The 23,405-nt window shown below is 50.2% G+C and carries 21 protein-coding genes; 8 read left to right on the plus strand and 13 right to left on the minus strand.

All coding sequences use genetic code 11. The features are described 5' to 3' along the window. Positions 1 to 202 precede the first annotated feature (202 nt). From RI501_RS12230 to RI501_RS12240, 3 genes are all read right to left on the minus strand, one after another. Positions 203 to 976, minus strand: a complete 774-nt coding sequence (locus RI501_RS12230) for a (S)-acetoin forming diacetyl reductase (protein ID WP_313822988.1) — start codon at positions 974 to 976, stop codon at positions 203 to 205. Between the two features lie 360 nt (positions 977 to 1,336). Next, entirely contained in the window at positions 1,337 to 3,724 is a 2,388-nt protein-coding gene (locus tag RI501_RS12235) for a phosphoketolase family protein (protein ID WP_313822990.1), read from the minus strand. Positions 3,725 to 4,249: 525 nt separating this feature from the next. Then, the gene (locus RI501_RS12240; RefSeq protein ID WP_313822992.1) at positions 4,250 to 4,975 is read right to left on the minus strand and encodes a GntR family transcriptional regulator; all 726 of its coding nucleotides are present in this window, start codon (positions 4,973 to 4,975) and stop codon (positions 4,250 to 4,252) included. Positions 4,976 to 5,157: 182 nt separating this feature from the next. Between RI501_RS12240 and ybaK the strand changes: the two genes are divergently transcribed. The 6 genes from ybaK (at position 5,158) to RI501_RS12270 (ending at position 10,089) form a co-directional block, all read left to right on the plus strand. Next, the gene (gene ybaK / locus RI501_RS12245) at positions 5,158 to 5,661 is read left to right on the plus strand and encodes a Cys-tRNA(Pro) deacylase (protein ID WP_313822994.1); all 504 of its coding nucleotides are present in this window, start codon (positions 5,158 to 5,160) and stop codon (positions 5,659 to 5,661) included. Positions 5,662 to 5,664: 3 nt separating this feature from the next. Next, entirely contained in the window at positions 5,665 to 6,471 is an 807-nt protein-coding gene (locus tag RI501_RS12250; RefSeq protein WP_313822996.1) for a hypothetical protein, read from the plus strand. 70 nt (positions 6,472 to 6,541) lie between these two features. Further along, positions 6,542 to 7,315, plus strand: coding sequence for an NUDIX hydrolase (locus tag RI501_RS12255; protein ID WP_313822998.1), 774 nt, complete (start codon positions 6,542 to 6,544; stop codon positions 7,313 to 7,315). Positions 7,316 to 7,420: 105 nt separating this feature from the next. After that, complete coding sequence (locus RI501_RS12260) at positions 7,421 to 8,626, plus strand: MFS transporter (protein ID WP_313823000.1); 1,206 nt, start codon at positions 7,421 to 7,423, stop codon at positions 8,624 to 8,626. Continuing rightward, positions 8,598 to 9,431 (plus strand): carboxylating nicotinate-nucleotide diphosphorylase, encoded by an 834-nt coding sequence (nadC, locus tag RI501_RS12265; protein ID WP_313823002.1) that lies wholly within the window; start codon positions 8,598 to 8,600, stop codon positions 9,429 to 9,431. Before RI501_RS12260 ends, nadC begins: the two co-directional genes overlap by 29 nt. Positions 9,432 to 9,915: 484 nt before the next feature. Beyond that, positions 9,916 to 10,089 (plus strand): hypothetical protein, encoded by a 174-nt coding sequence (locus RI501_RS12270; RefSeq protein WP_313823004.1) that lies wholly within the window; start codon positions 9,916 to 9,918, stop codon positions 10,087 to 10,089. A gap of 185 nt (positions 10,090 to 10,274) precedes the next feature. Here RI501_RS12270 and ptsP read toward each other — a convergent pair whose 3' ends face one another. From ptsP to RI501_RS12300, 6 genes are read right to left on the minus strand one after another with little or no spacing between them, the layout of a single operon-like run. Continuing rightward, entirely contained in the window at positions 10,275 to 11,999 is a 1,725-nt protein-coding gene (gene ptsP / locus RI501_RS12275; RefSeq protein ID WP_313823006.1) for a phosphoenolpyruvate--protein phosphotransferase, read from the minus strand. A 40-nt stretch (positions 12,000 to 12,039) separates the two neighbouring features. After that, entirely contained in the window at positions 12,040 to 12,588 is a 549-nt protein-coding gene (locus RI501_RS12280) for a hypothetical protein (RefSeq protein ID WP_313823008.1), read from the minus strand. A 23-nt stretch (positions 12,589 to 12,611) separates the two neighbouring features. Further along, positions 12,612 to 13,094 (minus strand): PTS sugar transporter subunit IIB, encoded by a 483-nt coding sequence (locus tag RI501_RS12285; protein WP_313823009.1) that lies wholly within the window; start codon positions 13,092 to 13,094, stop codon positions 12,612 to 12,614. A 17-nt stretch (positions 13,095 to 13,111) separates the two neighbouring features. Then, positions 13,112 to 13,525 carry a PTS sugar transporter subunit IIA gene (locus RI501_RS12290; RefSeq protein ID WP_313823011.1) on the minus strand — a complete coding sequence of 138 codons (414 nt, stop codon included), beginning with the start codon at positions 13,523 to 13,525 and terminating at the stop codon, positions 13,112 to 13,114. A 21-nt stretch (positions 13,526 to 13,546) separates the two neighbouring features. Further along, positions 13,547 to 14,452, minus strand: coding sequence for a PTS system mannose/fructose/sorbose family transporter subunit IID (locus tag RI501_RS12295; protein WP_313823013.1), 906 nt, complete (start codon positions 14,450 to 14,452; stop codon positions 13,547 to 13,549). 14 nt (positions 14,453 to 14,466) lie between these two features. Continuing rightward, positions 14,467 to 15,240 (minus strand): PTS mannose/fructose/sorbose/N-acetylgalactosamine transporter subunit IIC, encoded by a 774-nt coding sequence (locus RI501_RS12300; protein WP_313823015.1) that lies wholly within the window; start codon positions 15,238 to 15,240, stop codon positions 14,467 to 14,469. Between the two features lie 193 nt (positions 15,241 to 15,433). On the opposite strand from RI501_RS12300, the gene RI501_RS12305 reads away from it, so the two are divergent. Both RI501_RS12305 and RI501_RS12310 read left to right on the plus strand, forming a co-directional pair. Further along, on the plus strand, positions 15,434 to 16,081 hold the full coding sequence (locus RI501_RS12305) for a histidine phosphatase family protein (RefSeq protein ID WP_313823017.1): 648 nt from the start codon (positions 15,434 to 15,436) through the stop codon (positions 16,079 to 16,081). 27 nt (positions 16,082 to 16,108) lie between these two features. Further along, on the plus strand, positions 16,109 to 17,014 hold the full coding sequence (locus RI501_RS12310) for a LysR family transcriptional regulator (protein ID WP_313823018.1): 906 nt from the start codon (positions 16,109 to 16,111) through the stop codon (positions 17,012 to 17,014). A 150-nt stretch (positions 17,015 to 17,164) separates the two neighbouring features. On the opposite strand, the gene RI501_RS12315 is transcribed toward RI501_RS12310, so the two are convergent. From RI501_RS12315 to RI501_RS12330, 4 genes are all read right to left on the minus strand, one after another. Continuing rightward, positions 17,165 to 18,412, minus strand: coding sequence for a hypothetical protein (locus tag RI501_RS12315; protein WP_313823020.1), 1,248 nt, complete (start codon positions 18,410 to 18,412; stop codon positions 17,165 to 17,167). A gap of 342 nt (positions 18,413 to 18,754) precedes the next feature. After that, positions 18,755 to 20,221: a glucuronate isomerase gene (gene uxaC / locus RI501_RS12320; protein WP_313823022.1), complete on the minus strand. Its 1,467-nt coding sequence runs from the start codon at positions 20,219 to 20,221 to the stop codon at positions 18,755 to 18,757. Positions 20,222 to 20,253: 32 nt separating this feature from the next. Next, positions 20,254 to 21,828: a tagaturonate epimerase family protein gene (locus RI501_RS12325; protein WP_313823024.1), complete on the minus strand. Its 1,575-nt coding sequence runs from the start codon at positions 21,826 to 21,828 to the stop codon at positions 20,254 to 20,256. Positions 21,829 to 21,903: 75 nt separating this feature from the next. After that, entirely contained in the window at positions 21,904 to 23,373 is a 1,470-nt protein-coding gene (locus tag RI501_RS12330; RefSeq protein ID WP_313823026.1) for a glycoside-pentoside-hexuronide (GPH):cation symporter, read from the minus strand. Between the last annotated feature and the right edge of the window lie 32 nt (positions 23,374 to 23,405).

A 23,405-nucleotide genomic window follows, 5' to 3' on the forward strand; every position in this document is an offset into this window, starting at 1 on the left:
CAAGCTTTATTATATCGATTCCCCATGACATAATTTGGCGCGAGCGACCCACGGGTAAAATTTTTTTAAAACTAAGCGTGTCACTCTAATTTCAGGAGCATTGGTTTCTCCGAACATTGGGTGCTGAATTTTCCCATCGGCGCAAAAAAGCCCCCAGGACGGTTAAACCGTTCCCGGAGGCTCTTAATTGTTTAGCTGATTTTTATTGGAATTGCATCCCACCGTCAACGATCAACGTTTGACCGGTAACGTAGTTGGAATCCTTGCCCGCCAAGAAAGCCACGGCGTTAGCCACGTCTTCTGGTTCGGACAGCCGCTTCATGGCGATGTCCTTAGAGAAGGTTTCCATCCCCCATTCGTCGCTCTTGCCGGCGTTTTGGCCAACTTCATGGGCGATGTCGTACATCATTGGCGTCTTCACGATACCCGGTGCAAAGGCGTTGACCGTGATACCTTCTTCGGCCAAGTCGCGGGCCGTGGTCTGCGTGATTCCCCGGATGGCAAACTTAGTGCCACTGTAAAGGGCCAGGTTCGGGTTCCCCACAACGCCGGCTTGGGACGTGGCGTTGATGATCTTCCCACCGTGACCGAACTTCTTGAAGGCTTGGTGTGCGGCTTGCGTGCCCCACAGAACACCCCCAACGTTCACGGAGTAAACCCATTCGAAGTCTTCGGGCGTAATCGTGTCGATTGGCGTGGTTGGGCCTAAGCCGGCGTTGTTAACGATCACGTTGAAGTCGCCGAACTTTTCGCTGGTGGCATCCACGGCTGCAAAGACTTCGTCGCGCTTGGCCACGTCAGCCTTCAAGGCGATGGCTTCCCCACCGGCCTTGACGATTTCATCGGCCACACGTTGAACCTTGTCCAAGTGACGACCCACTAAAGAAACGGCAAATCCATCATTGGCCAACCGCTTAGCGATGGCTTCCCCAATTCCTTGACCGGCACCGGTCACTAACGCAACTTTTTTCGACATATTTAAGCCCTCCGTGATTGTTTGTGAATTAGATAACTTTTTTCAATAACGAAAGTATACTGGTACTTTGTTCAAAAATCAAGCGAAAAATCTGTAAATAAGTTTCATTGTCATAATTAATGAAAGGGTGCCGCTAATCCATCATGCGACCACAATCCCCGTCACTCCGGGCATTAATTGCCATTAGTTTTCAATATTTTGCCAAAAATGTAAGCGTAATCATTACAAGAAAATTATATTTTCAACCCGCACCAAATGGGGCCAAAAAAGACGCGTTGACCCCACTTCATCGTGTGGAATCAACGCGTCTTTAATTATTCAGGTTTTAACAGGTTTGGTTACCCAGCAGTTATCCGCAGATTACTTCAAAGGCTTCCATTCCCAGTTGTTAACTTCTGGTAAGTCAGTCCCGACTTCACGAATGTAAGCCGTGTGCTTAGCCACCATGTCATCCATCCGTTGAACGAAGTAAGCGCCCTTAACAGCGTATTCTGGGATGTCATTGACAGCTTCCTTAGCCAAGTCGAAGCGATCCAACTGGTTAAGAACCCGCATGTCAAATGGCGTGGTGATATCACCGTTTTCACGGTAACCATGAACGTGTAAGTTGTGGTTGTGACGGTCGAAGAACAGACCCTTGATCATGTCTTCGAAGCCGTGCCATGCAAAGATGATTGGCTTGTCGGTCGTGAACAGACGGTCGAATTCTTCATCAGAGATGGCCCGTGGGTCCAACTTAGGCGAACGCAACTTCAGCACGTCGACCACGTTGATAAAGCGGATCTTCATTTCTGGGAATTCGTCGTGCAACAGGGAAATCGCAGCTAAGGATTCCCAAGTTGGTTCAGTACCAGCAACGGCAAAGACGATGTCTGGTTCTTGACCTTGGTCGGTCGAAGCCCAGTCGATGTAGCCTAACCCGTTGTTAACCAGGTTCGTGGCTTCATCAATCGTGAACCATTGTGGACGTGGGTGCTTGGAGGTCACAATCAAGTTGATCTTGCTGCGACTCTGGAAGGCCACGTTCCCAACGGCTAACAGGGTGTTGGCATCGGCTGGCAAGTATTCACGGATTAATTCCGGCTTCTTTTCAGCCAAGTGCGTCAACATACCTGGGTCTTGGTGAGTGTAACCGTTGTGGTCTTGTTGGAACACAGTCGAAGTGTCGACAAAGTTCAAGGATGGGTAATCATGACGCCATGATTGTTCACCCGCCTTACGCAACCACTTCATGTGTTGCGTCAACATGGAGTCAACGACCCGGCCAAAGGATTCGTAAGTGGCGAAGAACCCGTGACGACCAGTCAGAACGTAACCTTCCAACCAACCTTCAGCTTGGTGTTCGGACAATTGTGAATCGATAATCCGGCCTTCGTGGGCCATGTTTTCGTCGTTTGGTTCGTGGATGTCTTCCATCCATTGACGCTTCCCGTAATCCAGAGCGGCATATAACCGGTTGGACTTGGTTTCGTCAGGACCAAAACCACGGAAGTTATTTGGATTCAACTTCATCATTTCGGCCAGGTAGTCAGACCAAACCAACATGTCTTGGGCAATCGTCTTGCCGTGTTCCTTAACGTCAACGGCAAACTTCTTGTAGTCAGGCATCTTCAATGGTTCAGGCTTGATCCCGCCGTTAGTGATTGGGTTCATGGCCATCCGTTGGTCACCCTTAGGCGCCATATCACGGATTTCTGCCTTCACAGAACCGTCTTCGTTAAAGAGTTCTTCTGGCTTGTAAGACTTCAGCCAGTTGACCAATAAGTCGGCGTGTTCCATGTCACCAGCAGCCACTGGAATTGGCACTTGGTGAGCCCGGAAGGACCCTTCGATTGGGTTACCATCCAGGTCATGCTTAGGACCAGTCCAGCCCTTAGGGGAACGGAAGACGATCATTGGCCATTGTGGCAACGTTTCGTCGTTGTTTTCCCGGGCATTCTTTTGGATAGCCTTAATCTTTTCGATGACTTCGTCCATGGTCTTGGCCATGTCTTCAGTCACCCGCATGTAGTCAGTATCATTTTCGTCGATTTCAACGAAGTGAGGTTCCCAACCCATCCCAGTAAAGTATTCGGTCAATTCCTTGTCGCTCATGCGCGAAAGAATCGTTGGGTTAGAAATCTTGAACCCGTTCATGTTGATGATTGGCAGAACCGCACCATCTTTGATTGGGTTGATGAACTTGTCAGAGAACCAAGAAGCGGCCAATGGGCCAGTTTCGGATTCCCCGTCACCAATTTCAACGGCGGCAATCACGTCGGGGTTATCTAAGATAGCACCCGTCCCGTGAGACAAGCTGTAACCAAGTTCCCCACCTTCGTGGATGGAACCTGGTGTTTCGGGAGCAGCGTGGGAAGCCACACCACCTGGGAAGGAGAATTGCTTGAACAGACGCTTCAGGCCTTCTTCATCCTGCGAGATGTTGGGATAAATTTCACTGTAGCTACCATCAAGATATGAGTTAGATACCATAACTTGGCCACCGTGACCTGAACCTTCAATATAGAACATGTTCAAATCGTACTTTTGGATGACCCGGTTCAAGTGAGCATAGATAAAGTTTTGAGAAACAATGGTTCCCCAGTGCCCAATAGGCTTAATTTTGACATCGTCAGAAGTTAAGTCGCGCTTTAACAGCGGGTTGTCACGCAAGAATAATTGACCTACAGAAAGGTAATTAGCTGCGCGCCAGTACTTGTCAACGCCTTCCAAGTAAGCCTTGGAGTCGAAGTTTGTATTTGCTGCCATGTAATTAACACTCCTTCTTTGAAATCGTCACTGCATAATCTAGTTGATAGAAAATGGCGTAAAATTTATCTCGTAGTGGCTACCGGGACGCTTTTTACAATTCCTATAATACCGTATTTTGGCAAAAAGTCAACCTTTTAGAAAATTGATACGGTCCAATTAATGTAAAGATAGAGCCATAGTCACTCAACAGCTTCATTATCCCAAGAATCGGCGTAAAATGCGACTAAAGCCCCTTATTTTCGTGAAGTTTCCCGTGGTTTTTCGGGGTAACAACTATACCAATTCGATTTATGGTCTAGATAAATTAATCGCATCAATTATTACCGATTGTAGACCAATTAAAAAGGCCCCAACGGCTTGTCTGGGACCTGAAAGAGAGTCTACTATAATTGCTATTCCCCGCAACCGTTTGAGGCAGCCCGTCCCCTAGTGCCGCACGTTAAAAGAGCAAGCCTCCACAACCCGAAGACTTGCTCTTTTAACGTGCATGCTCACCGGCTAGGCGCCTGGGTCCGCATGCTTTTATTCTTCATCCAACGACACAAAGGTGTTATAGTTCAAATATCGGTAATGCAACCGCATGTTCGACACCTCAAACGGCGTCCCGTCGTCCAGAAAGAAAATCCCTTCCATGATGCCGACCGGTTCCACCGGCGTTAACTTCAAGAGATCCTGATCGTCCGCCGTCGACGGCGCCGCCTGAATCGACATAAACGATTTCGTAACCACCTTGCCCTGACTTTCCAGGTAATTAAAAATGGAACTCGAAACCGTCTGCTGAGACAAGTTCGGGGCGATCTTGATGGGAATGTACCCCGTTTCAATCATAAAGGGCTGATCATTGAACAGCCGCAACCGTTTGATCTCGTAGACAAAATCTCCCGGTAATAAAAAGAGGTCTTGCTGGATTTCCTTGCTCGCGGGCACCACATTGAACCCTAATAATCGGATCCCCGGCGTGTTGCCGGCCGACTTCATACTGTCGGTAATTCCGAGATTTGACCCCTCATATTGAAAAATTGTTTGGTTTTTCATATATAATGGATTAATGAAGGTCCCGGAACCCCGTTTTTTAAAAATAATGCCCTGATTAGCCAAAATGCTCAACGCCCGCTTTACCGAGCTACGGCTCACCCCGTAGGCTTCACTAAGGCTCCGCTCATCGGGCAACCGCTTATTGGGAAATTCATTCTGGTGGATCCGCTGCTTTAAATCGCGCATGACCTGTCGATAAACTAAATCTGCCATGATATCTCCTCATTACTCATTCACTAAACGCTTCACTGGTGTAAAGTATAGCAGGTTTTCGCAACAGTGTCTGCTTTTTCATAAAAATTGACCGTTCCAGTTCATTTTAAAGTGCGGTCCAATTACAAATATTTTTAAGAAAGGGACGGAACCTTAATTCCGTCAATCAGGTAATTTCCTTTATGGCTAAGAAGAAAAAAACAAAACGGTTACACAAAACCCTCGTCGAACAAATCCTCGATAAACACAAAATTGCGTACCAGCAATACGAATTTGCGACCCACATGGCCGGGGATACCGCCCAAATGGAAGTCGATCACGCCGCCGTCGATGAGCATCACATCTATAAGACCCTGGTACTCAGCGGCAACGTTACCGGACCCCTAGTCGGCGTCTTACCCATCGACGAACACCTCGACGAGAAGAAACTCGCCAAGGCCTCCGGCAACAAGAAGGTCGACATGCTGCCCTTAAAGAACCTGGTTAAGACCACCGGTTACGAGCACGGCGCCAACACCCCCGTGGGCATCTGGGAAAAGAAACAGTTCCCAATTTTTCTGGATAACACCGCTCACGAACAGGGACAGATCCTGGTTTCTTCCGGACAAATCGGGCGGTCCGTCGAGCTCAATGCTGACGACTTAGCCACGCTGGTTCACGGCACCTTCACCGACCTGCTGGAGTAACCGATGACCGTTGATTACGCGTTACTCGTCAAGAACCTCGCCCTGATTGTCTTTTGGCTCCTGGTGCTTCCGGGGGCCTTTATTGCCCTGTTGACCGGGATCAACCGTAATACTAAGCAATACCTGGCCAACGGGTTTGGAATTAATAGTGAACTGTATTTAGGGTTCATCGGCATCTTTTTTCACGAACTCAGTCACCTCTTAGTGGCCCTGCTTTTCGGTCACCAGATCACTAAGTTCCGGCTGCTCAAACGGCCCCATCCCCACCAACGAGATGCTAACGGTGAGAAAGATCTGGCCCTCGGTTACGTCAATCACACCTGGAACCAACATAGCTGGTACCAAAGCACCGGCAATCTCTTTATCGGGATTGCCCCCATCTTCGGCTGCAGTCTGGTCTTATTGGGCCTGACCGCCTGGCTCTTACCCGACCTGTTTAGTGGGTTGATGACCGTTGTCAGCCATCCCCTTGATCTGCATTGGGAAGGCCTCAGAGAAGCCGTGGTGGGGGCCCACGATAGTTGGTGGCGGTGGTTGGTCATGGGGGTATTGCCCATGAACATTAGCGTCGGGGGCTTTGACCTGAGCAGCGCCGATTTTGCCAATTCGCAGATGGGCCTGATTGGGTTCGTGACGCTGATCATGGTACTCACCGCCGGCTGGACCCTGGTCAACGGCGCCGCGGGTTGGCTAACCGGTGTGGCCACGGTCATGTCCCTACTAACCATCGTGTTGACCTGTTCACTTCTCATCTCCGGGGCAACGAACTTCTTCGTCCGCATCGTCCTGCACATTAAATGGCATCATTAGCTCACCACGTTTGAGGTGAGCTTTTTGTCGTCAACTACAGTAAAATAGAACTGAAAGGAGGTGGCGGCCCTTGTCCACAGCCACCAGTACCAGCACCATTACCATCACCAACTTGATTTGGAGTTTTGACCGGACCACTAACCACGTCAAGCTCCTATTACTTTCCCGGGATCAGGCCCCCTTTAAGGGTTACTGGGCGTTACCCGAAACCACCATGCGTGCCGACGAAAGTGCCGATGCGGCGGCCTTACGCCTGGTCCGTGAAAAAATCGGTCTAGCGCTGGATAGCTTGCATACCGAACAACTGGCGACCTTTACCCAGCCCCACCGAACGCCCGGTCAACGGCACGTCGCGCTCGCCTACATGACCTTCTTACCAGAAATGCCCCCGCTGACGCCCGGGTACGGCGCTCGGGCCGCGCAATGGTTCGAATTTCGGGACCAGTCCGCCGCCTATCAGGTCCACCACGGGACCGCAACCTTCACCACACCAACCGTACCGGCAGCGACCTACTACGCCACCCTCGCCACCCATATGACCGCACCGACAACCCACCTCGCCTTCGATCACGCTTGGATGATTGCCGTGGCTAGCCAACGGATCCGTAACAAGCTCGACTACCAGCCCAATATCTTGCTGACGCTGGGAACGGCCTTCACCCTTCGTGAGGCCCGGACCGTCTTTGCGACCTTCTTGCGTTGCCCGCTAAGTGCGCTCGACAACTCGAATTTCAAGAAGAACCACCGTCACCTATTCACCGCCGTCGGCACCACCGCGGCCAAGCGGGCGGGCCGCCCCGCAACCCTTTACCGGCTAAACTATCTCCCCTTGACAAACGCGTAGAAACCGCCTATATTTAGCTCTAAGTTAAATAAAAGTCGTTTCTACTTTTATTTTAATTTAATAAAAGTAAATATTACTTTTATTATAATTCTGGGGAGGATTTATATGTCGAAATCGAAATATCACTTATTGTTCGTAGTGGGGACCGCCTGGCTGTTTGATGCCATGGACGTCGCCATTCTCTCGTTTATCATGCCGTTGTTAAAGGCTGAATGGCAACTTTCACCGGTCCAATTGGGGACCGTGGGAGCTGCGACTTCCGTCGGGATGATTATTGGCGCCCTACTGTGTGGTTACCTGGCCGACCGGATTGGGCGTAAGCAGGTTCTGATTTACACCCTGGCCCTCTTTTCACTGGGGAACTTAGCCCTAACCTTAGCCCCCAACGTGACCGTCTTCATCCTGATTCGCTTCATCACGGGAATTGGGCTGGGGGGCGAACTGCCCGTGGCGGCCACGTTAATCGCCGACAGTTACCACGGCACGCAGCGCTCTCGAATGTTAGTCATGGCCGACAGCTTCTGGGCCATCGGTTGGATCCTGGCGTCGGTATTGGCCTTTGGGGCAATGCCCGCCATCGGTTGGCGCTGGACCGTCTTGATTACGGCCCTGACCGTCCTGTACGCCTTGCCGTTACGCAAGCATTTACCCACGACACCGGTCAAGCCCATGGTCAAATCTTCCTATAAGGTGTTGTGGCAACCGGAACACCGGCAACAAACCTTGCTTCTGAGTGCGCTGTGGTTCATCGTGATGCTCACCTACTACGGCATGTTCTTGTGGTTACCCAGCATTCTGGTCTTACGTGGGTTTCCCATCGTGCATAGTTTTAACTACACCCTTCTCATGAGTCTCGCCCAATTACCAGGGTACTACTTAGCCGCCTACTTGATGGGGAAGCTCCGGCAGAAAACTGTCTTACTAATCTACTTAGGGGGAACCATTGTCAGTGTCCTGGCTTTCAGTATGGCGACCAGCAACTTGGCGATCCTGGTCAGCGGCGCTTGGCTTTCCTTCTTCGACTTGGGAGCTTGGGGGACGCTAATCGCTCTGACACCGGGGCAGTTTCCCCAAGCCATCCGGGGAACCGGGATGGGCTCCGCGCAATCCATTGGCCGAGTCGGCGCCACGATCGGTCCCTACATGGTCGGTCTGTTGATCCAGCTTAAGTTTTCAATCAGCACCATCCTCGGCCTGTTCGTGGTCCTGCTGGTCTTCGGTGCCTTGCTCTTAGCCGTGGGGGTAACCGATACCACCGTGGTTTCAAAGGAGGCCGTCACCCATGACGCTAAGTCCGAAACGACTCACTGAGTTACTGGCAACCTTTCTCGAAGAGGACCTAGCCACCGGCGATCTTAGTACCAGCGCCTTACCACCCCAAGTGGTGTACGGCGACTTTACGGCCAAACGCGCGGGCATCCTGGTGGGCCAGTGCATTCCCAGCGCCGTTTACGCGCGCTTAAGTTCTCAGGCAACCTACACCCCCACGGTCCCAGACGGAACGTTGGTCCAAGCCGGCACCATCGTGGGCCACGCCACCGGTCCCGCAACCACCCTGTTAGCTGGCGAACGGGTAACACTCAACCTGATGCAGCGCATGAGTGGCATCGCCACGGCGACCCACTTAGCCGTAGACGCCCTCAACGACCCGTCCATCGGCATTCTGGACACCCGCAAGACGGCTCCCGGCCTACGACTCTTCGACAAGTACGCCGTGCAGTGCGGCGGTGGTCTGAATCACCGCATGGGATTGTACGATGCCGTGATGCTCAAAGATAATCATTTACGCTTGATTACTGATTTGCCCGCTACGGTGCAGCGCTTACGGCAATTGATCGGCCCCACCAAGTTAATTGAAGTCGAGGTGGAATCCTTAGATCAGTTACAACTTGCCATCACTAGTCGCGTCGACATGATTATGTTCGATAACCAGTCGCCCGCAACGGTACGGGAATGGCGCCAGTTGGTGCCTCCGACCATCCAAGTTGAAGCGTCCGGGGGCATTACGCCCGCCAAATTACCGAGCTATGCGGGGACCGGCGTGGACTTCATCTCGTTAGGCTACCTCACCAATAGCGTTCAGGCACTCGATATTTCCTTTAACTTAACCGACTGATTTATGATGAATCAGTCCGTCAACATTCGGGCCTGGGACAAAAATCCCGGGCCCTTTAGTGTCTCCAAATATTGGGTGTCGCAACGTGCGCCAAAGGGCAGCTGGTTGCGCGCTCTTACTTATCCCCTCGACAGTCACGCTGAACAATATCAGTTTCCCGTGGCTTCTCAGGTTTACCGGTCACATTTTTACTTAATCGTCTTCGATTAAGCGTTTTCATAGTTGGACGTCCCCAGAATGAATCCTGCTCAACCGGTTATGAAAGCGGTCGGAGCGTTTTCATAGTCAACTATTAGCTAAAATAGTCGCTAACCCCTTGCAATAAAACGATTACATAAAATATTTTTAAATGTAATCCTTTACATGACCAATTAATTCTTGATTTAATTTTCTGAAAGAATTATGATGTTCACGTTAACAAATGTTGAAAACACGAAACTTAAAAAAGTTAAAGCGAGTTAAGCTGAAAGGATATGTTTATTAAATGCGTTTATCTAAAGTTATTGCACTGATCGTTGTTGTTGCCGTTGTTGTTTCTGGAGCTTTTGTCAGCACCCAAGCTTTCGCTGCGTCCAACTCGAACCCTGCCGTGGCTAATCATTCCTTCTCATCTGCTTACACGGCGTTGGTTCAAAAGCAAACGCAAGCTTTAAAGTAGTTTTTAACGCTTCCTTCAATGTGAACCCCTTAGCCACCGTGGACCCCCATCCGCGGTGGCTATTTTACTAGCTGCACGTCGCGGCACCCTCCATGAGAGTTCCCCCAAAAATCAGCAATTTAAAACGACCAGCCGAGGAGAGTTCGACTGGTCGTTTTTATGGAATCAACAAATTTAAGTGTCGCTTAGGCTTTGGTGGCCCCTTCAACTAGCTGTTTAACTTCGTCGCAGGTGTCACAAGTGTCAATCGCCTTTTGGGCTAAAGCAGCGGCTTGCTTGGTGTCGATGGTCTTCATTAAGCCCCGCGTCCGTAAAATCGACGTGGCACTCATGGAGAACTCATCCAGACCCAAGCCCATCAATAGTGGAACCGCAATCTTGTCACCCGCCATTTCACCACACATGGCAACGGTGGTGCCTTCACGGTGGGCACAGTCAATCACGTGCTTGATCAACCGCAACAAGGCTGGATGGTAAGGTTGATACAGGTAAGAAACCCGTTCGTTCCCCCGGTCGGCCGCAAACGTGTATTGAATCAGGTCATTGGTCCCGATACTGAAGAAATCAACTTCCTTAGCGAAGCGGTCCGCAAAGAGCGCCGAGTTAGGAATTTCAATCATCATTCCCAGCTGGATATCGTCGCCCACCTTCACGCCGGCTTCCACTAACTTCGTCTTTTCTTCGTTAAAGATGGCCTTGGCCTGGCGCAATTCTTCTAGCGTCGCAATCATGGGGAACATAATCCCCAGTTTGCCGTACGCCGAAGCCCGGAGTAACGCCCGCAGCTGCGTCCGGAAGATGTCTTGCCGGTCCAACGAAATCCGAATGGCCCGGTAGCCCAAGAACGGATTCATTTCTTTAGGCAACTTCCAGTAAGACAGGTTCTTGTCCCCACCGATGTCCATGGTCCGAATCACAACCGGCTTCCCGTTCATCTGTTGAACGACCGTCTTGTAAGCTTCGAACTGTTGATCTTCCGTTGGGAGTTGGTCACTATCCATGTAGAGAAATTCCGTCCGGAAGAGGCCAATGGCTTCGGCCCCAAAGTTGGTGACCCCGTCCATATCCTTAGGGGTCCCGATGTTGGCGGCCACCGTAAAGTGCTGGCCGTCCGCCGAAACACTGGCCTGGGTCTTCAGTTGCTTCAAGGCTTCTTGTTGCGCACTGAAGTCCGCTTGCCGTTGCTGGTAATCCGCCAATTCGGCATCGCTCGGGTTAATCAAGCCGACCCCGTTGGACCCATCCACAATGGCCATATCTCCATTCTTCACCGTCTTCGTAACGGTTTCCGTCCCCACAATGGCGGGGATTTCTAGAGTTCTGGACATGATGGCGGAGTGACTGGTCCGACCGCCCAAATCAACCAGAATGCCTTTGACAAACTGCTTGTTAATTTGTGCCGTAACGGATGGCGTCAGGTCGTGCGAAACCACAATGACCGGTTCCTGAATCAACGCTAGATTCGGCAATGGCCGATCTAACAAGTGGCTTAACACCCGCTTGGTCACATCTTCCACGTCCGTAGCCCGTTCTTGCATATACGCATTGTCCGTCATGGCCCGCAACGTATCGGCAAACTGCTTAGCGACGGATTGGAGAGCCTGTTCCGCGTTGCAGGATTGTTGGTCGATCACGGATTGCACTTGCTTGATAAACTCAGGATCACTGAGCATGGCCAAGTGCGCATCAAAGATCTCCGCTTCATCCTGGCCAAAGTTTTCAAGTGCCTTGGCCCGAATCAAGTTCAGTTCCTTCTCGGTGACCGCCCGAGCATCATCGTAACGTTTCTTTTCTGCTTCGGTATCTTGCACCGTGGTGGCGTCAAAACTCAAATCGGGATCGGTCAACATGTAGACCTTCGCAATTCCGATACCGTCACTCGCTGCGATGCCAGAAATTTTTGTTGCCATATGTGATTCACCTCAACCTAACTGTAAACATCCCTCGTCGTTACTTTTCTCGACCCACGTTGTAGCCGCTCACTAAAATTTTAGGATTATGCTGCACGCCCTGTCGTTGTAACTCTTCAAAAATCGCGAGGAAGTGTTTCTTACTGTATTTAAACCCGTCAATCATGACCGAATAAAACGCCATGTTGCCGTTAGTAAACAAGTTTTTGGTCAGGACATGGGTTTTCTCCGTCTGACTGGTAACCGTTTTTTGCGCCAAAATACCAATCTGCATCACGGCGTTGTTGGGCACCATCTCGATCTTCATCATCTCGGCCCACGGCACCACGACGGGGACCTTTTGCGTATTATCCGTAACCCCCGTGGCGTTGATCACGTAAGCCGGGGTCTTCACCCACAACTCCTTAAAGATGCGCACCGCGGCGATCATGAATAGTACGGCAAAAATCACCGCCAAGATCTTCCATACAAAGTTCGTCCTTAATAACGTAATGGCCCCGATGGCAATCGCAAAGAACGCGAACGTGGTCCCCGTCATGATAATCCGAAACTTGTCCGGGAAAATCTCATAGTCCTGATTCTTGTTCATAAACTTCACCTAATTCACATTAATTATTTGATAACTGAATCGTATTCGACCCGCTTAGAATCTGGCACCGTCTGGAAGTAAACTTCAATGCCGCTGTCGTGGATTTCCTTTAACAGGGCCTTTTCGTCGGCACCGACCGCTACCGTTGGGATCACGAAGTCCGTGTTAGGCTTCTTGGAGACCCCACCAACGTTTAAGGCGTCGATTTCTAACCCGGCATCCAAGGCTTCCTTGACTTCCTTGATGTACTTGAAGACCACGACGACCTTATCGTCACCGAATTGGTTCTTCTTCCATTCGTCGGCAACTTCCGTCGAACTGTAAACCTTGATCTTCAACCCACCGGTCGAGTTCGTGCTGACGTAGATATCCTTCATGAAGTCGTCCGCAGCCGTGGCGTTATCCACCACGTAAACGGAGTTCGTGCCGAACCCTTTGGTCCACTTAGTCATCACTTGGCCGTGAATCATCCGATCGTCAACTCGTGCTAAATTAATTTTTCCCATGATTTAGTCCTCCTAGATTAATGCTTCAAAAAGTTCTTGTCGATCAACTTAATGCCGTCTTTGGCCACCTCAATGGATGAGTTAATCAATTTATCGGTGTCCGCTTCTCCTTCAGAGAAGTTTAACAAGTTAATCAGCAGCGGCAAGTTAACCCCCGTGACCATCTTTAAATCGTGGTACGTTGCCAACATCGTTAACGATGCGTTAGATGGGCTGCCCCCGAGGACATCCACCAGGATCACCGTTTCGTCATAGTCCTTCGCGTTGTCCGCTAAGACCTGACTGATGCTTTCCTTTAAACTATCAACCGATTCACCAGGATGCAAGCCTAACGCCTTCACATTTTCCTGGGGACCCATCAAGAGTTCCATACTTTTAACCGTTTCAATTCCCATGTCACCGTGTGTGACTACCAGAAATGCGCGTTTCATGTTTTATCCCACCTTAATTAATTACAGAATGTAGAAGCTACTCAAGATGACCAAGGCTAAGGTTAAGTAAACTAACCCACGGGTAATCTTAAGCCCTTGTTTCTGGAAGTACCAGTACAGTGCTAACACGGCAACCAGTGGTAAGGCCCCTGGCAGGATCGTGTTCAGAATCTGTTGAATATCGAAGGTCTTGTGCGAGATCGTAAACTTCAGGTAACTTTGAATCTTAATGTATTGCCCGGCTAAGATCCCCATCATGTAGAGCCCTAAGACCCCTAAACCATCGATGATACCGGCCATTCGACCACCCGTCATAATTTCCTTAGCGGCGGAACGTCCCAGTGAATACCCCATCTTGGTAAAGTAGAACCCGTAAGTAAAGGTCGCAATCGCGAAACACAGGAATGGGAGCAAGGCCCCTAAGAAGTTCCCTTGTTGGGCGAACGGTAAGAAGATGGCGATAAAGATGTATTGCACGGTCCCGGAGTCAATTGAGTCCCCAATCCCGGCTAACGGGCCCATCAGCCCAACCTTGGTGTTGTTGATCATGTCTTCAGAAATTGGTTCTTCACCGTTAGCTAAGGCCTTGGCCCGCGCTTCTTCCAAAGAAATCGTAACCCCGGTCAGCGTCCCACCACCCCAAGTTGCTTGGGTGTTGAAGAACAGTAAGTGCCGTTGGAACGCTTTGGCTAATTCATCTTTGTCCTTGTACAACTTCTGTAAGGTTGGAATCAACCCGAAACAGAAGGCTGGTGCTAACATTCTATCGAACGTGTGGGGAATTTCGTTAGTCCACCACCAACCGAACCAAGACTTCATTAAATCTTTGTTAGTAATCTTATCCGGTTGCGGGATGCGTTTTGGTTCATCCGTTTCCGGCGTTGCAACATTTTCATCGTTTGCTGCTACAGCATTTTCTTCACTCATTGAATTTACCTCCTCTACTGCTTATCGGATGCCTTGGACGTAAACATGACGTACAGAATGGCGAAGATGGCCCCAAAGATGGCGTAAATCGTCATGTTGATCTGTAACTTGGCAAAAGCCACACTCATGAAGTAGGCCAGGAAGAAGAACGGTAACAGTTGCTTTTTCCCGATAACCTGCATAATTACGGCAATCCCTAACGCTGCTAAACCGCCACCAACACTGTTAAGGACGTGAATTAACGTCCCGTGTTCGATGTTAGCCACAACGCCGGAAATTACGGGTGCCCCGAAGTAAAGAGCAATAAACATCAGTGGAATAAATAAGACAAAAGAAATCATTGTTGGAATCGCAACAATGGAAAACTTCAAGCCCCGTGCATTTCCTTCAGCAGCGTACTTATCCATTGGCTTCAACGCGAACGTGTTGAGGAAGAATCTAAATTGATACAGGTAGCTTCCTAATAACCCAACGGGAACGGCAATCGCAATGGCCCCTTGTGGACTCATGTGCCCGAGCAATGCGACCGGAACGGCAATGGCCGTTGCAATACATGGCTCAGCGGGTAACGCACCACCTGGTGCCACGAATCCCATGTAAACCAGTTGGATGGCAGCGGTTACAATCATGGCTTGTTTAATATCACCCATGATGAACCCAACCATCATCCCCGTCATCAGCGGACTAAACCGCATCGTTAACGTTGAAAACCCTAAAATCCGAGATTCAACCAGCGCAACCCATAAGGCAATTAACAACGCTTGCCAAATTGTTAAAGTTACATGCATTATGTACAGCCTCCTTAAATAACATTTAATAATAAATGTCGCTATATATATAACATATAGTTCCTACGCTCTATTATAAATGAAACCGGATTCATTACAAGGTTGAATATTAAAAATTCTTTATATATGATGGAGATAAGACGTGCTAACTTAAATATTTAAGTCATTATCCTACAAAGTGAAGGTGAATTATTTGAGTACTACAATCTACATTGTTCGTCATGGTGAAACGTTCATGAACCGGTTCAATCGGATGCAGGGCTGGATTGATGCTGATTTAACGACTAAGGGTCGCCAACAAGCCGTTCAAACCGGTCAAGAATTACATGCCGTCCATTTTGATAGTCTCTACTCGTCTGATCTTAACCGGGCGGTCAACACCCGCGACCTCATCGCCCAGCAGTTCGACCATCCGGTGGCCCGTGTTGTGGCCGATCGCGTCTTTCGGGAGGTTTTCTTTGGGTACTTCGAGGGCCTAGACTCCGATGAAACCTGGCGGCAAGTCGGCGCCAGTAAACACCTGACCACCCAGACCGCCATCATGCAAGAATATGACTTCCGTACGTCCCGCCAGTTGATGCACGAGCTAGATCCCGAACATTTAGCCGAAACCTACGACCAAGTCATCCATCGTTGGCAACGGGGGATTCAAACCATTTATCGGCAAAATCAACCCAATTCACGGGTCCTGTTGGTGACTCACGGGACATTTATTCGCACTCTAGCCGATTTTAAGGGCATTAATACCCTCGACAACTACCCGAAAAACGGTAGCGTCTCTAAAATTGTGGTGACTGACGCCGGCTTTGACTTTAGTCAATATAATGGGGAGCCGCTCTAAAAAATGTGCTGATTGGGACGTGATTAATTGAATTCGGAACTGCTACAAACCTTTTTAAAAATCGTCGAATATAAACAAATTTCTCAGGCCGCGGACTCCCTGTACATCACCCAGGCCGCGGTGAGTAACCGACTCAGACGAATGGAGAGCCTCTCCGGTGTGAAACTGATCAACCGAGGCAAGGGGAACAACACCATCTCGCTGACCAAGTATGGGGAAAAGCTGGTGCCGATTGCCCAACAATGGCTCCAGCTCAATCAACAATTCAATCATCTTAACAAGCTAGCGGACTACCACCTGATTAGAGTTGTTGCCAGCACCGACATCACCACCACGATCCTGACACCAAATTGTAATCGCTTACTCGCAGACGATCCTTTGCTGCACCTCTCCCTATCGTTGACCCACAACTTGGACGTCTACCAACGGGTTGCCGACGGGGTCGCGGATGTTGGCTTTTCCTTCTCGGATTCGGCCCGTCACGGCCTGGAGACCCACCGTGTGGGCCAGGAGCGCCTGGTCGTCATCGCTTCGCCGGATAGTTCCTACCCCGACAAGCTATCGGCGGATAACCTCTCCCGTCACGATGAACTCTTCATCCCGTATAACGATGAGTATGCCAATTGGCACATGCTTTGCTGGGACGCCCAAGAGTCACCGTTAATCCAGCTGGACTCCAGTCTGCTGGTGGGGGAATTCTTACAGTCGCCACTCAATTGGGCCATCATTCCCGAATCGGTCGCCGCTTACCTGTTGCAACATCACGTGGCCTTACGGATTCTCAAGCTCTTAGAGAACCCCCCACTGCTCCCGGTCATCGCCGTTAACCGGGATGCGCAGAAGGGCTCCGCGGACCTCAATCGGTTAATTATGACCATGAAATCAACCCTCTTCAAAGATAATCACGCCCACGACAGCCTTTTGTTTCACTAAGCCGCCGGTGGGTTAATCCTTCACCAAAATCTAAAAGGTGACCTGAGCGGAAATTCCGCGCGGGTCACCTTTTTCGTCATTAAATTTTAGTCTGCCACTCAGTTTCGCTATCTCTAATCAGCCGTTAACGCGGCGGTTGTTCATACCAGCCTAATTTAGCGTCTGGGTCGCGGCCGCTTGCGGGTCAATGAAGTCCTCAATGCGCCCCGCCATGGCCCGAGCCAGGTCACGACCGAACTGGACTTCTTGGGCGGTTCCCACCATGTTGAAGCCCAGGGTCAATTGGCCCTTAAACGTACTGCAGGCAATCTGATACATCGGGGCAATCCGGAAGGACCCGGTCATGGTCACCGCCGTCATCTCGGTGTCGGCCCACCGTAACCGCTGATCGTCGATAATGCCGAAGTTGGTGTAGCCAATCGGCCGGACGTGATAGTTGGCTTCCACAATCTGTTGCAGTTGTTCGATACTTTCGTGCTGGTATTGTGCCATTAGCGACCGGACGGAATCCAGGAACTGGTCCCGGTCCTTTAACGCCGCCATCCCCGCGTGCATCTTCTGTACAGAGTCCCGGATGGGTTCGGTCAAGGGCGCCGCAATCGCGGGATTGTACCGCGCCGTATGGTTGGCGATCCGCCAGCTAGCCTGATCGTTTACAATACTCTGGCGCATATCCGTGGGACAGGCAATCGCAATCTCTGGTACTTCGGGTACGTAGGCCTGAATGGTCTTCCCGAAGGTGGCCATCAACACGTCGTTGACCGTCACGTGCTGGTCGTGAGTCGCGTGTAGCAACTGGTGAGTCAAAGCGGCACTCAACCGCACGCCGCTGACGTGGGCCTCACGCTGAGCCGTGGTGGCCGCCAGACGCGGCAAACTCAACGCATGGGTCGGGTGGTCGACGTTGGCCCCCTTTGCCGGTGCCGGATGCGTTTTTAGTAGCGCCTTGAGCCAGTCTAAGTCCACCGTATTGTGTTGGCCTTTAACGGCCGCCGCTCCCCGGTTATAGCAATCGCTTAAGAGATAGAGGTACTGCTTGAACCCACTCCCATCGGTTAAAATGTGGCTCATGGTCAGCACCAGGGTGGTCGTAGACCCGGGTTCGATGAAAACCCGGAGTTGGGGCTGCGTGAACCAGTCGGGATTGCTGTCTAATCCCGGGGTCAGTCGGTCGACCACGGTCACCATGGTCGTGGCGTCGTCCACCACGGGCGTCCAACTATTATCCGCCAAGTTATAGCGACAAAAGAGCTCGGGCACGACCTTGGCGGATAAGGTCACGGCCCGCCGGAACCGATCAATGTCGAAATGACCGGTCAGTTGAATTTGACACCGAATAATCGGGTAAAGTTCTTTCAACCCGATGGTGTGTAGAATATTTAAAGGATTTTGAGTCATCTAAAACGCCTCCTACTAGATACTAAGTGACCCGTTACTTTCGCCGACACCAGCGGCTTGACCCTTGCGGCTCCAATCGCCTGGGGCCGAAACGTGCGCTAAAAGGCAGCTAGTTGCGCTTAATCCCTGCGCTCCAATCGCCTGGTGCCGAAACGTGTTCACCCAGGCAGCCAGCTCCGCTTAACCCCATTTGGGTAATTATCCAAACCCAGGATAATCACCCAAATGACGTTAATGCTCACTGGCTAACCGCCTGGGGTCACACTCTTATAATTTCAAAAAAAATCTCGGCCGACCGCTAAGCAGTCGTCCGAGAAATTTTAGTCGTCTATTTATCAGTAATTACTTACTGGTTGAATAACTCGTGTTAAATAACTCATCTGGCGTCTTGTCTGGGAAGAACCCAAAGAAGTTGTAGGCGTTGTTGTAGGAAATGTCTTGCACGATCTTCCCCAACGTTGCTTCGTCGTTAGGTACCCGACCTTGTTCAACTAACTTACCGTAGAAGTTGCAAAGTACTCGCCGGAAGTATTCGTGACGTGGGTAGGATAAGAAGCTCCGTGAGTCGGTCAACATCCCAACGAAGTTAGGTAACAGACTCTCTTGAGCAAAGATCCGCAATTGGTTGTCCATTCCTTCGGCCGTATCGTTGAACCACCAGCCAGCACCTAATTGTAAGCGTTGCTTGCCGCCTTCTTGGAACGAGCCCATCATGGTTGCTAATTGCATCCAATCGTTGTCGTTCAAGGAGTAGAAGATACTCTTAGGAATGTCGTTAGTATCCCGCATCTTGGTGTAGAGCTTTTGGATCTCACCCGCGATGTCGGGTTGCGTCCCAACCGCATCGTACCCGGTATCAGCACCCAGCTTCTTAAACATTGGCCGGTTAAGATCCCGGACAGAGTTGATGTGGAATTGCATGGTCCAGTTGAATTCCTTGTTAAACTTCATCAAGTTTTCCAACAACATGGTGATGTATTGGTCTAATTCCTTCGGCGTCAGGTCTTGGTTATTGATCCCCTTGTTGACAATGGCATCCAGCTCGCTGTCCGAAGCCTCAACAAAGTGGTAGGTCAATAAGGAGTGGTCGGACAACCGACCGCCCATGTCGTTAAAGAAGCTAAACCGCTGCTTAACCGCTGCCATGATGTCCATGAAACCGTTGATCTTAACGCCGGAGACGTCACTCAACTTCTTCAAGTAGTCCGCATAACCGCCCCGATCAATTTGGATCAACTTATCTGGCCGCATGGCTGGTAAGGTCCGGAAGCCGTTTTCGGCTTCGGTTTCCTTCAGCAACTTGTGGTAACGTAAGTCGTCGGCAGGGTCGTCCGTGGTGCAGACCGCCTTGACGTTCATGTTCTTGATCAAGTTACGTGGCTTGAAGGCTTCCGTTTGGAGTAAAGCGTTGGCTTTCTTCCAGATGGCCGGTGCCGTCTTCCGGTTAAAGACGTCGTCGATGTGGAAGAAACGCTTTAATTCCAAGTGGGTCCATTCGTACAACGGGTTCCCCATTGATTGTTCGATGGTGCCAGCCCAGGCCATGAACTTGTCATAGTCGTCGCCGTCACCCGTAATCAATTCTTCAGGGACACCGTTGGCCCGCATCAGGCGCCACTTGTAGTGGTCCCCGTAAGTGCCTTCGTTCAACCAAATCCGCGTAATGTTCGGGTAGTTTTTGTTTTCGTAAATTTCTACCGGGTTCAAGTGGCAGTGGAAGTCAATGATCGGCATGTCTTTGGCGTAATCATTAAACAACTTCTTGGCCATCTCATTGCCGAGTAAGAAATCGTCATCAAGCAAATCCATGGGTGTTGTCCTCCTTTAAGACGTCTTCAGAATTAGTCCTTTGGTTCGTACTTAGCTTGAACTTCAGCCTTAGTCTTAGCCTTGCCTTGTAACAAGTCAATGTGTTGGGCAATGTGGGCAATCAAGTACTTGTCGTATTGTGCTTGGTTTTCCTTCAAGATCTTGAAGAACTTGTCACGGAAGACGTAACGGTAGCTCTTCTGGTAGTTCAAGATGGAGCCGTACATGGTGTGCAGAACCTGACGAGCATCGTCGTCTTGTAACAACGTCATGACATTGCTGTCGTTGATGGTTTCTGGCTTTGGTGCCTTGCCATCGGTTTGGGCGTTGAAGACGTAGAAGGCGGCCACATCATCCAAGTTTTCGTAAGAGAACTTGTAGATTTCTTGCATCAACTTTGGATCGGCGTGGGCAATGACCCGCAGCGCTTCCAACCAGTTGGTCCCGGCAGTCTTAACGTGCCAGCCGTGCTTGTTGGATAAGCGACCGATGATTTCGTAAACGGAAAGCTTATCGGAACCGGAGTGGATACTCAACTTGTAGCCGAAGTGTTCCGCAATGGCTTCGTGAATCACGAATTCACGTTCGAAGCGCTTAACGTCACCGATGTAGTCGATGGCCTTCTGGAATTCACCGTAGAACCGTGGCGCAATGGTTTCAGGGGTGATGCCGGCTTCGTGTAATTCGTTAGCAAAGAAGTAGTGGTTAGCTGGCGTCGTTGGGACGATCGCTTCATCCATGGAAATTTCGAAGTCCAAGTTGTAAGGCTTGATGAACTTGTGGTAGATGAAGATGGCGTATTGAACGGCCCCGTTGAAGATTAAGACGGATTGTTCAACGTCCTTCTTGCTGAAGTGAACGGAAGCTTGGTCGTTGATTTGGAACGTCTTGTCCAAGTAAGTATCGTTGAAGTACTTAACCAGGTCGTCGTCCAAAGCGTTGTACTTAGCATCCAATTGTTCGTCAGTTAAGTCAGCGATTTCGTTGTGAATCTTTTCAGTGGAGTCCAGGGTGATCATGGTGCAACCAGCCTTGATGGCGTAATCCACTTCGTGAGGGTTCTTAACGTGGTCACCATCATCGGCCCAGCCAGTGGTGAAGCCTTCGTCGAAGACGGCCCAGCCGGCATCCAACAGAACGTCGGTTTCAGTCCGGTTGGTCAAAAGGAGTTCCCGGATGGATTGTTGAGCCAGAACAGGCATGATGCCGCGGCCCTTGAATAAGCGCAAGTGAGCATTGGAAGCTAAGCCTAAACGGTCACCTAACCCAAAGGTGTACTTGTGGCCGTGACGAGAAGTTGGCTTCAACCAGTTGAAGCGCTTCGTCAAAGCGTGCCAGTTTTGTTCGTTCAAGTCACCGACGATCAACGTCTTATCAGCATCGGCAATGCTTTCACGGGCATCGAAGTCCTTGACATCGTCGCGGTCTTCGTAAACCACTAAGCTCTTAACCGTTTGCTTGTTAACCGTTTGGTGTAAGTCAAAGTACACGTTACGAACGTCAACTTGGATTGAGTTCACGTAAATGTCTTTGTCTGACAGGTTTGAGTAGTCGCCGTTTGCGGCTAAGATTTCATGGACGTCTGAAACTAATTTTTGTAAATCCATCAATATTGCCTCCAATATAGTTGTAAGTACCTAGTTTTAAGGAACATAAACCCGAATTAATCATGAAACTAAATGTTACTTGATGTTACCCTTCAACTTACCGCCTTCCCAACGACCGTGATCCAAGTCGTCGGCAATTTCAGCAAACCGCTTTTCATCCAGCTTGTATAAGAAGCCGATGACCACGGCAGCCAATAACAGACAGAAGCCTGGGTAAAGCGTCATCGCCGCCTTGATCCCCCGGAGGGCCCCCGCAGTTTGATGTGCGTTGGCCACGTAACCGGTCAAAGCCAGCACCCCGGCACTCACCAGAGCCGCCAAGGATTGCGCAATCTTCCGGGAGAAGTTGAACGCCGCGTACGTGATGGCTTCCTTCCGCTTCCCAGAACGCCATTCACCGTAGTCGATGGCGTTGGACACCATGGCCCAAGTAATCCCGTTAGGAATAGCTAACGCCGTATAACCGATGGTAACCAGGACGATGAAAACGATGACATTTTCGGGTAAGAAGAAGTTTAAAATGTTGGCAATCGCGCCAATCACGAAGCTCCACATTGCCGTCCGCTTTTGCCCGAAGTGCTTCGTCAGCGTTGGAATCATGAAGACCCCGACGATCGAGCAGCCCATCATAATCGCGTTGATTAATGGCTGTAAGCCGATGTTACCTAAGTTGTATTGTGCGTAGAACACCATCATTTGGTTGTTGGTGTTCATGGCAGAAATCGTGAACAAGGTCATCAGAATTAAGGCACCCAAAGGACCGTTCTTAAAGATAACTTTGATGTAATCTTTGAACCCTTCCTTTTCGGCGGTGGCCCCAGTGTTTCGGTGAACCTTCACGTTTTCTCGCGTTCCGAAGTAACAAACGGCAAACATCAGAACCCCGATAACGGCGAAGATGGCGGCTGCCCAGAAGTAACCGTGTTCTTCTTTGACCCCGGTGTTGCCGTTAGCAATCATCCCCATCAACGGAATGAAGGCTACCCCGGCGATGAATTGAGCCCCAACGGACCCAACCTGCCGTGACGTCGCCATGAAGCTCCGGTCTTGGGAGTTCCGGGACATTACGGACGCTAGCGACCCGTACGGATCGTTAGTAAATGAATAAACCAAGCCCCAGATCATGTAAGCCGCGTAGGCGTAGATGACCTTTTGCGTTCCACTCAACCCACTAGGCATCGTGAAGGTAACGACTGTCATAATCCCAAGAATAATAGCTGAAATCATCATGACTGGTCGGAATTTCCCAGCCTTACCGATCTTCTTCCGGTTATCAATGACGGAACCGGCGATGGGATCCATAAACGCATCGAAAATCTTGGTAAAGGCGAAGATTCCGGCAACTGCACCGGCACCGATACCACACGCATCAATCCAGAACTTTGTCAGGTATGCTTGCCCTAAGTCAAACATGAACCCGTTCCCGAAGTCCCCAAACCCATACGCAATCTTTTGCCGCATCGGAATGTGACGAGATGAATCATTAATCATTTCGTCTTTGGTTTCTTCGGTCTCTGAATGGGGACTAGTTACTGCCTCGCTCATGAGAGCACCTCCTTGAATTATCCGCTGCGGGG

The organism is Levilactobacillus zymae, assembly GCF_032190635.1.
GTDB lineage: Bacteria > Bacillota > Bacilli > Lactobacillales > Lactobacillaceae > Levilactobacillus > Levilactobacillus zymae_A.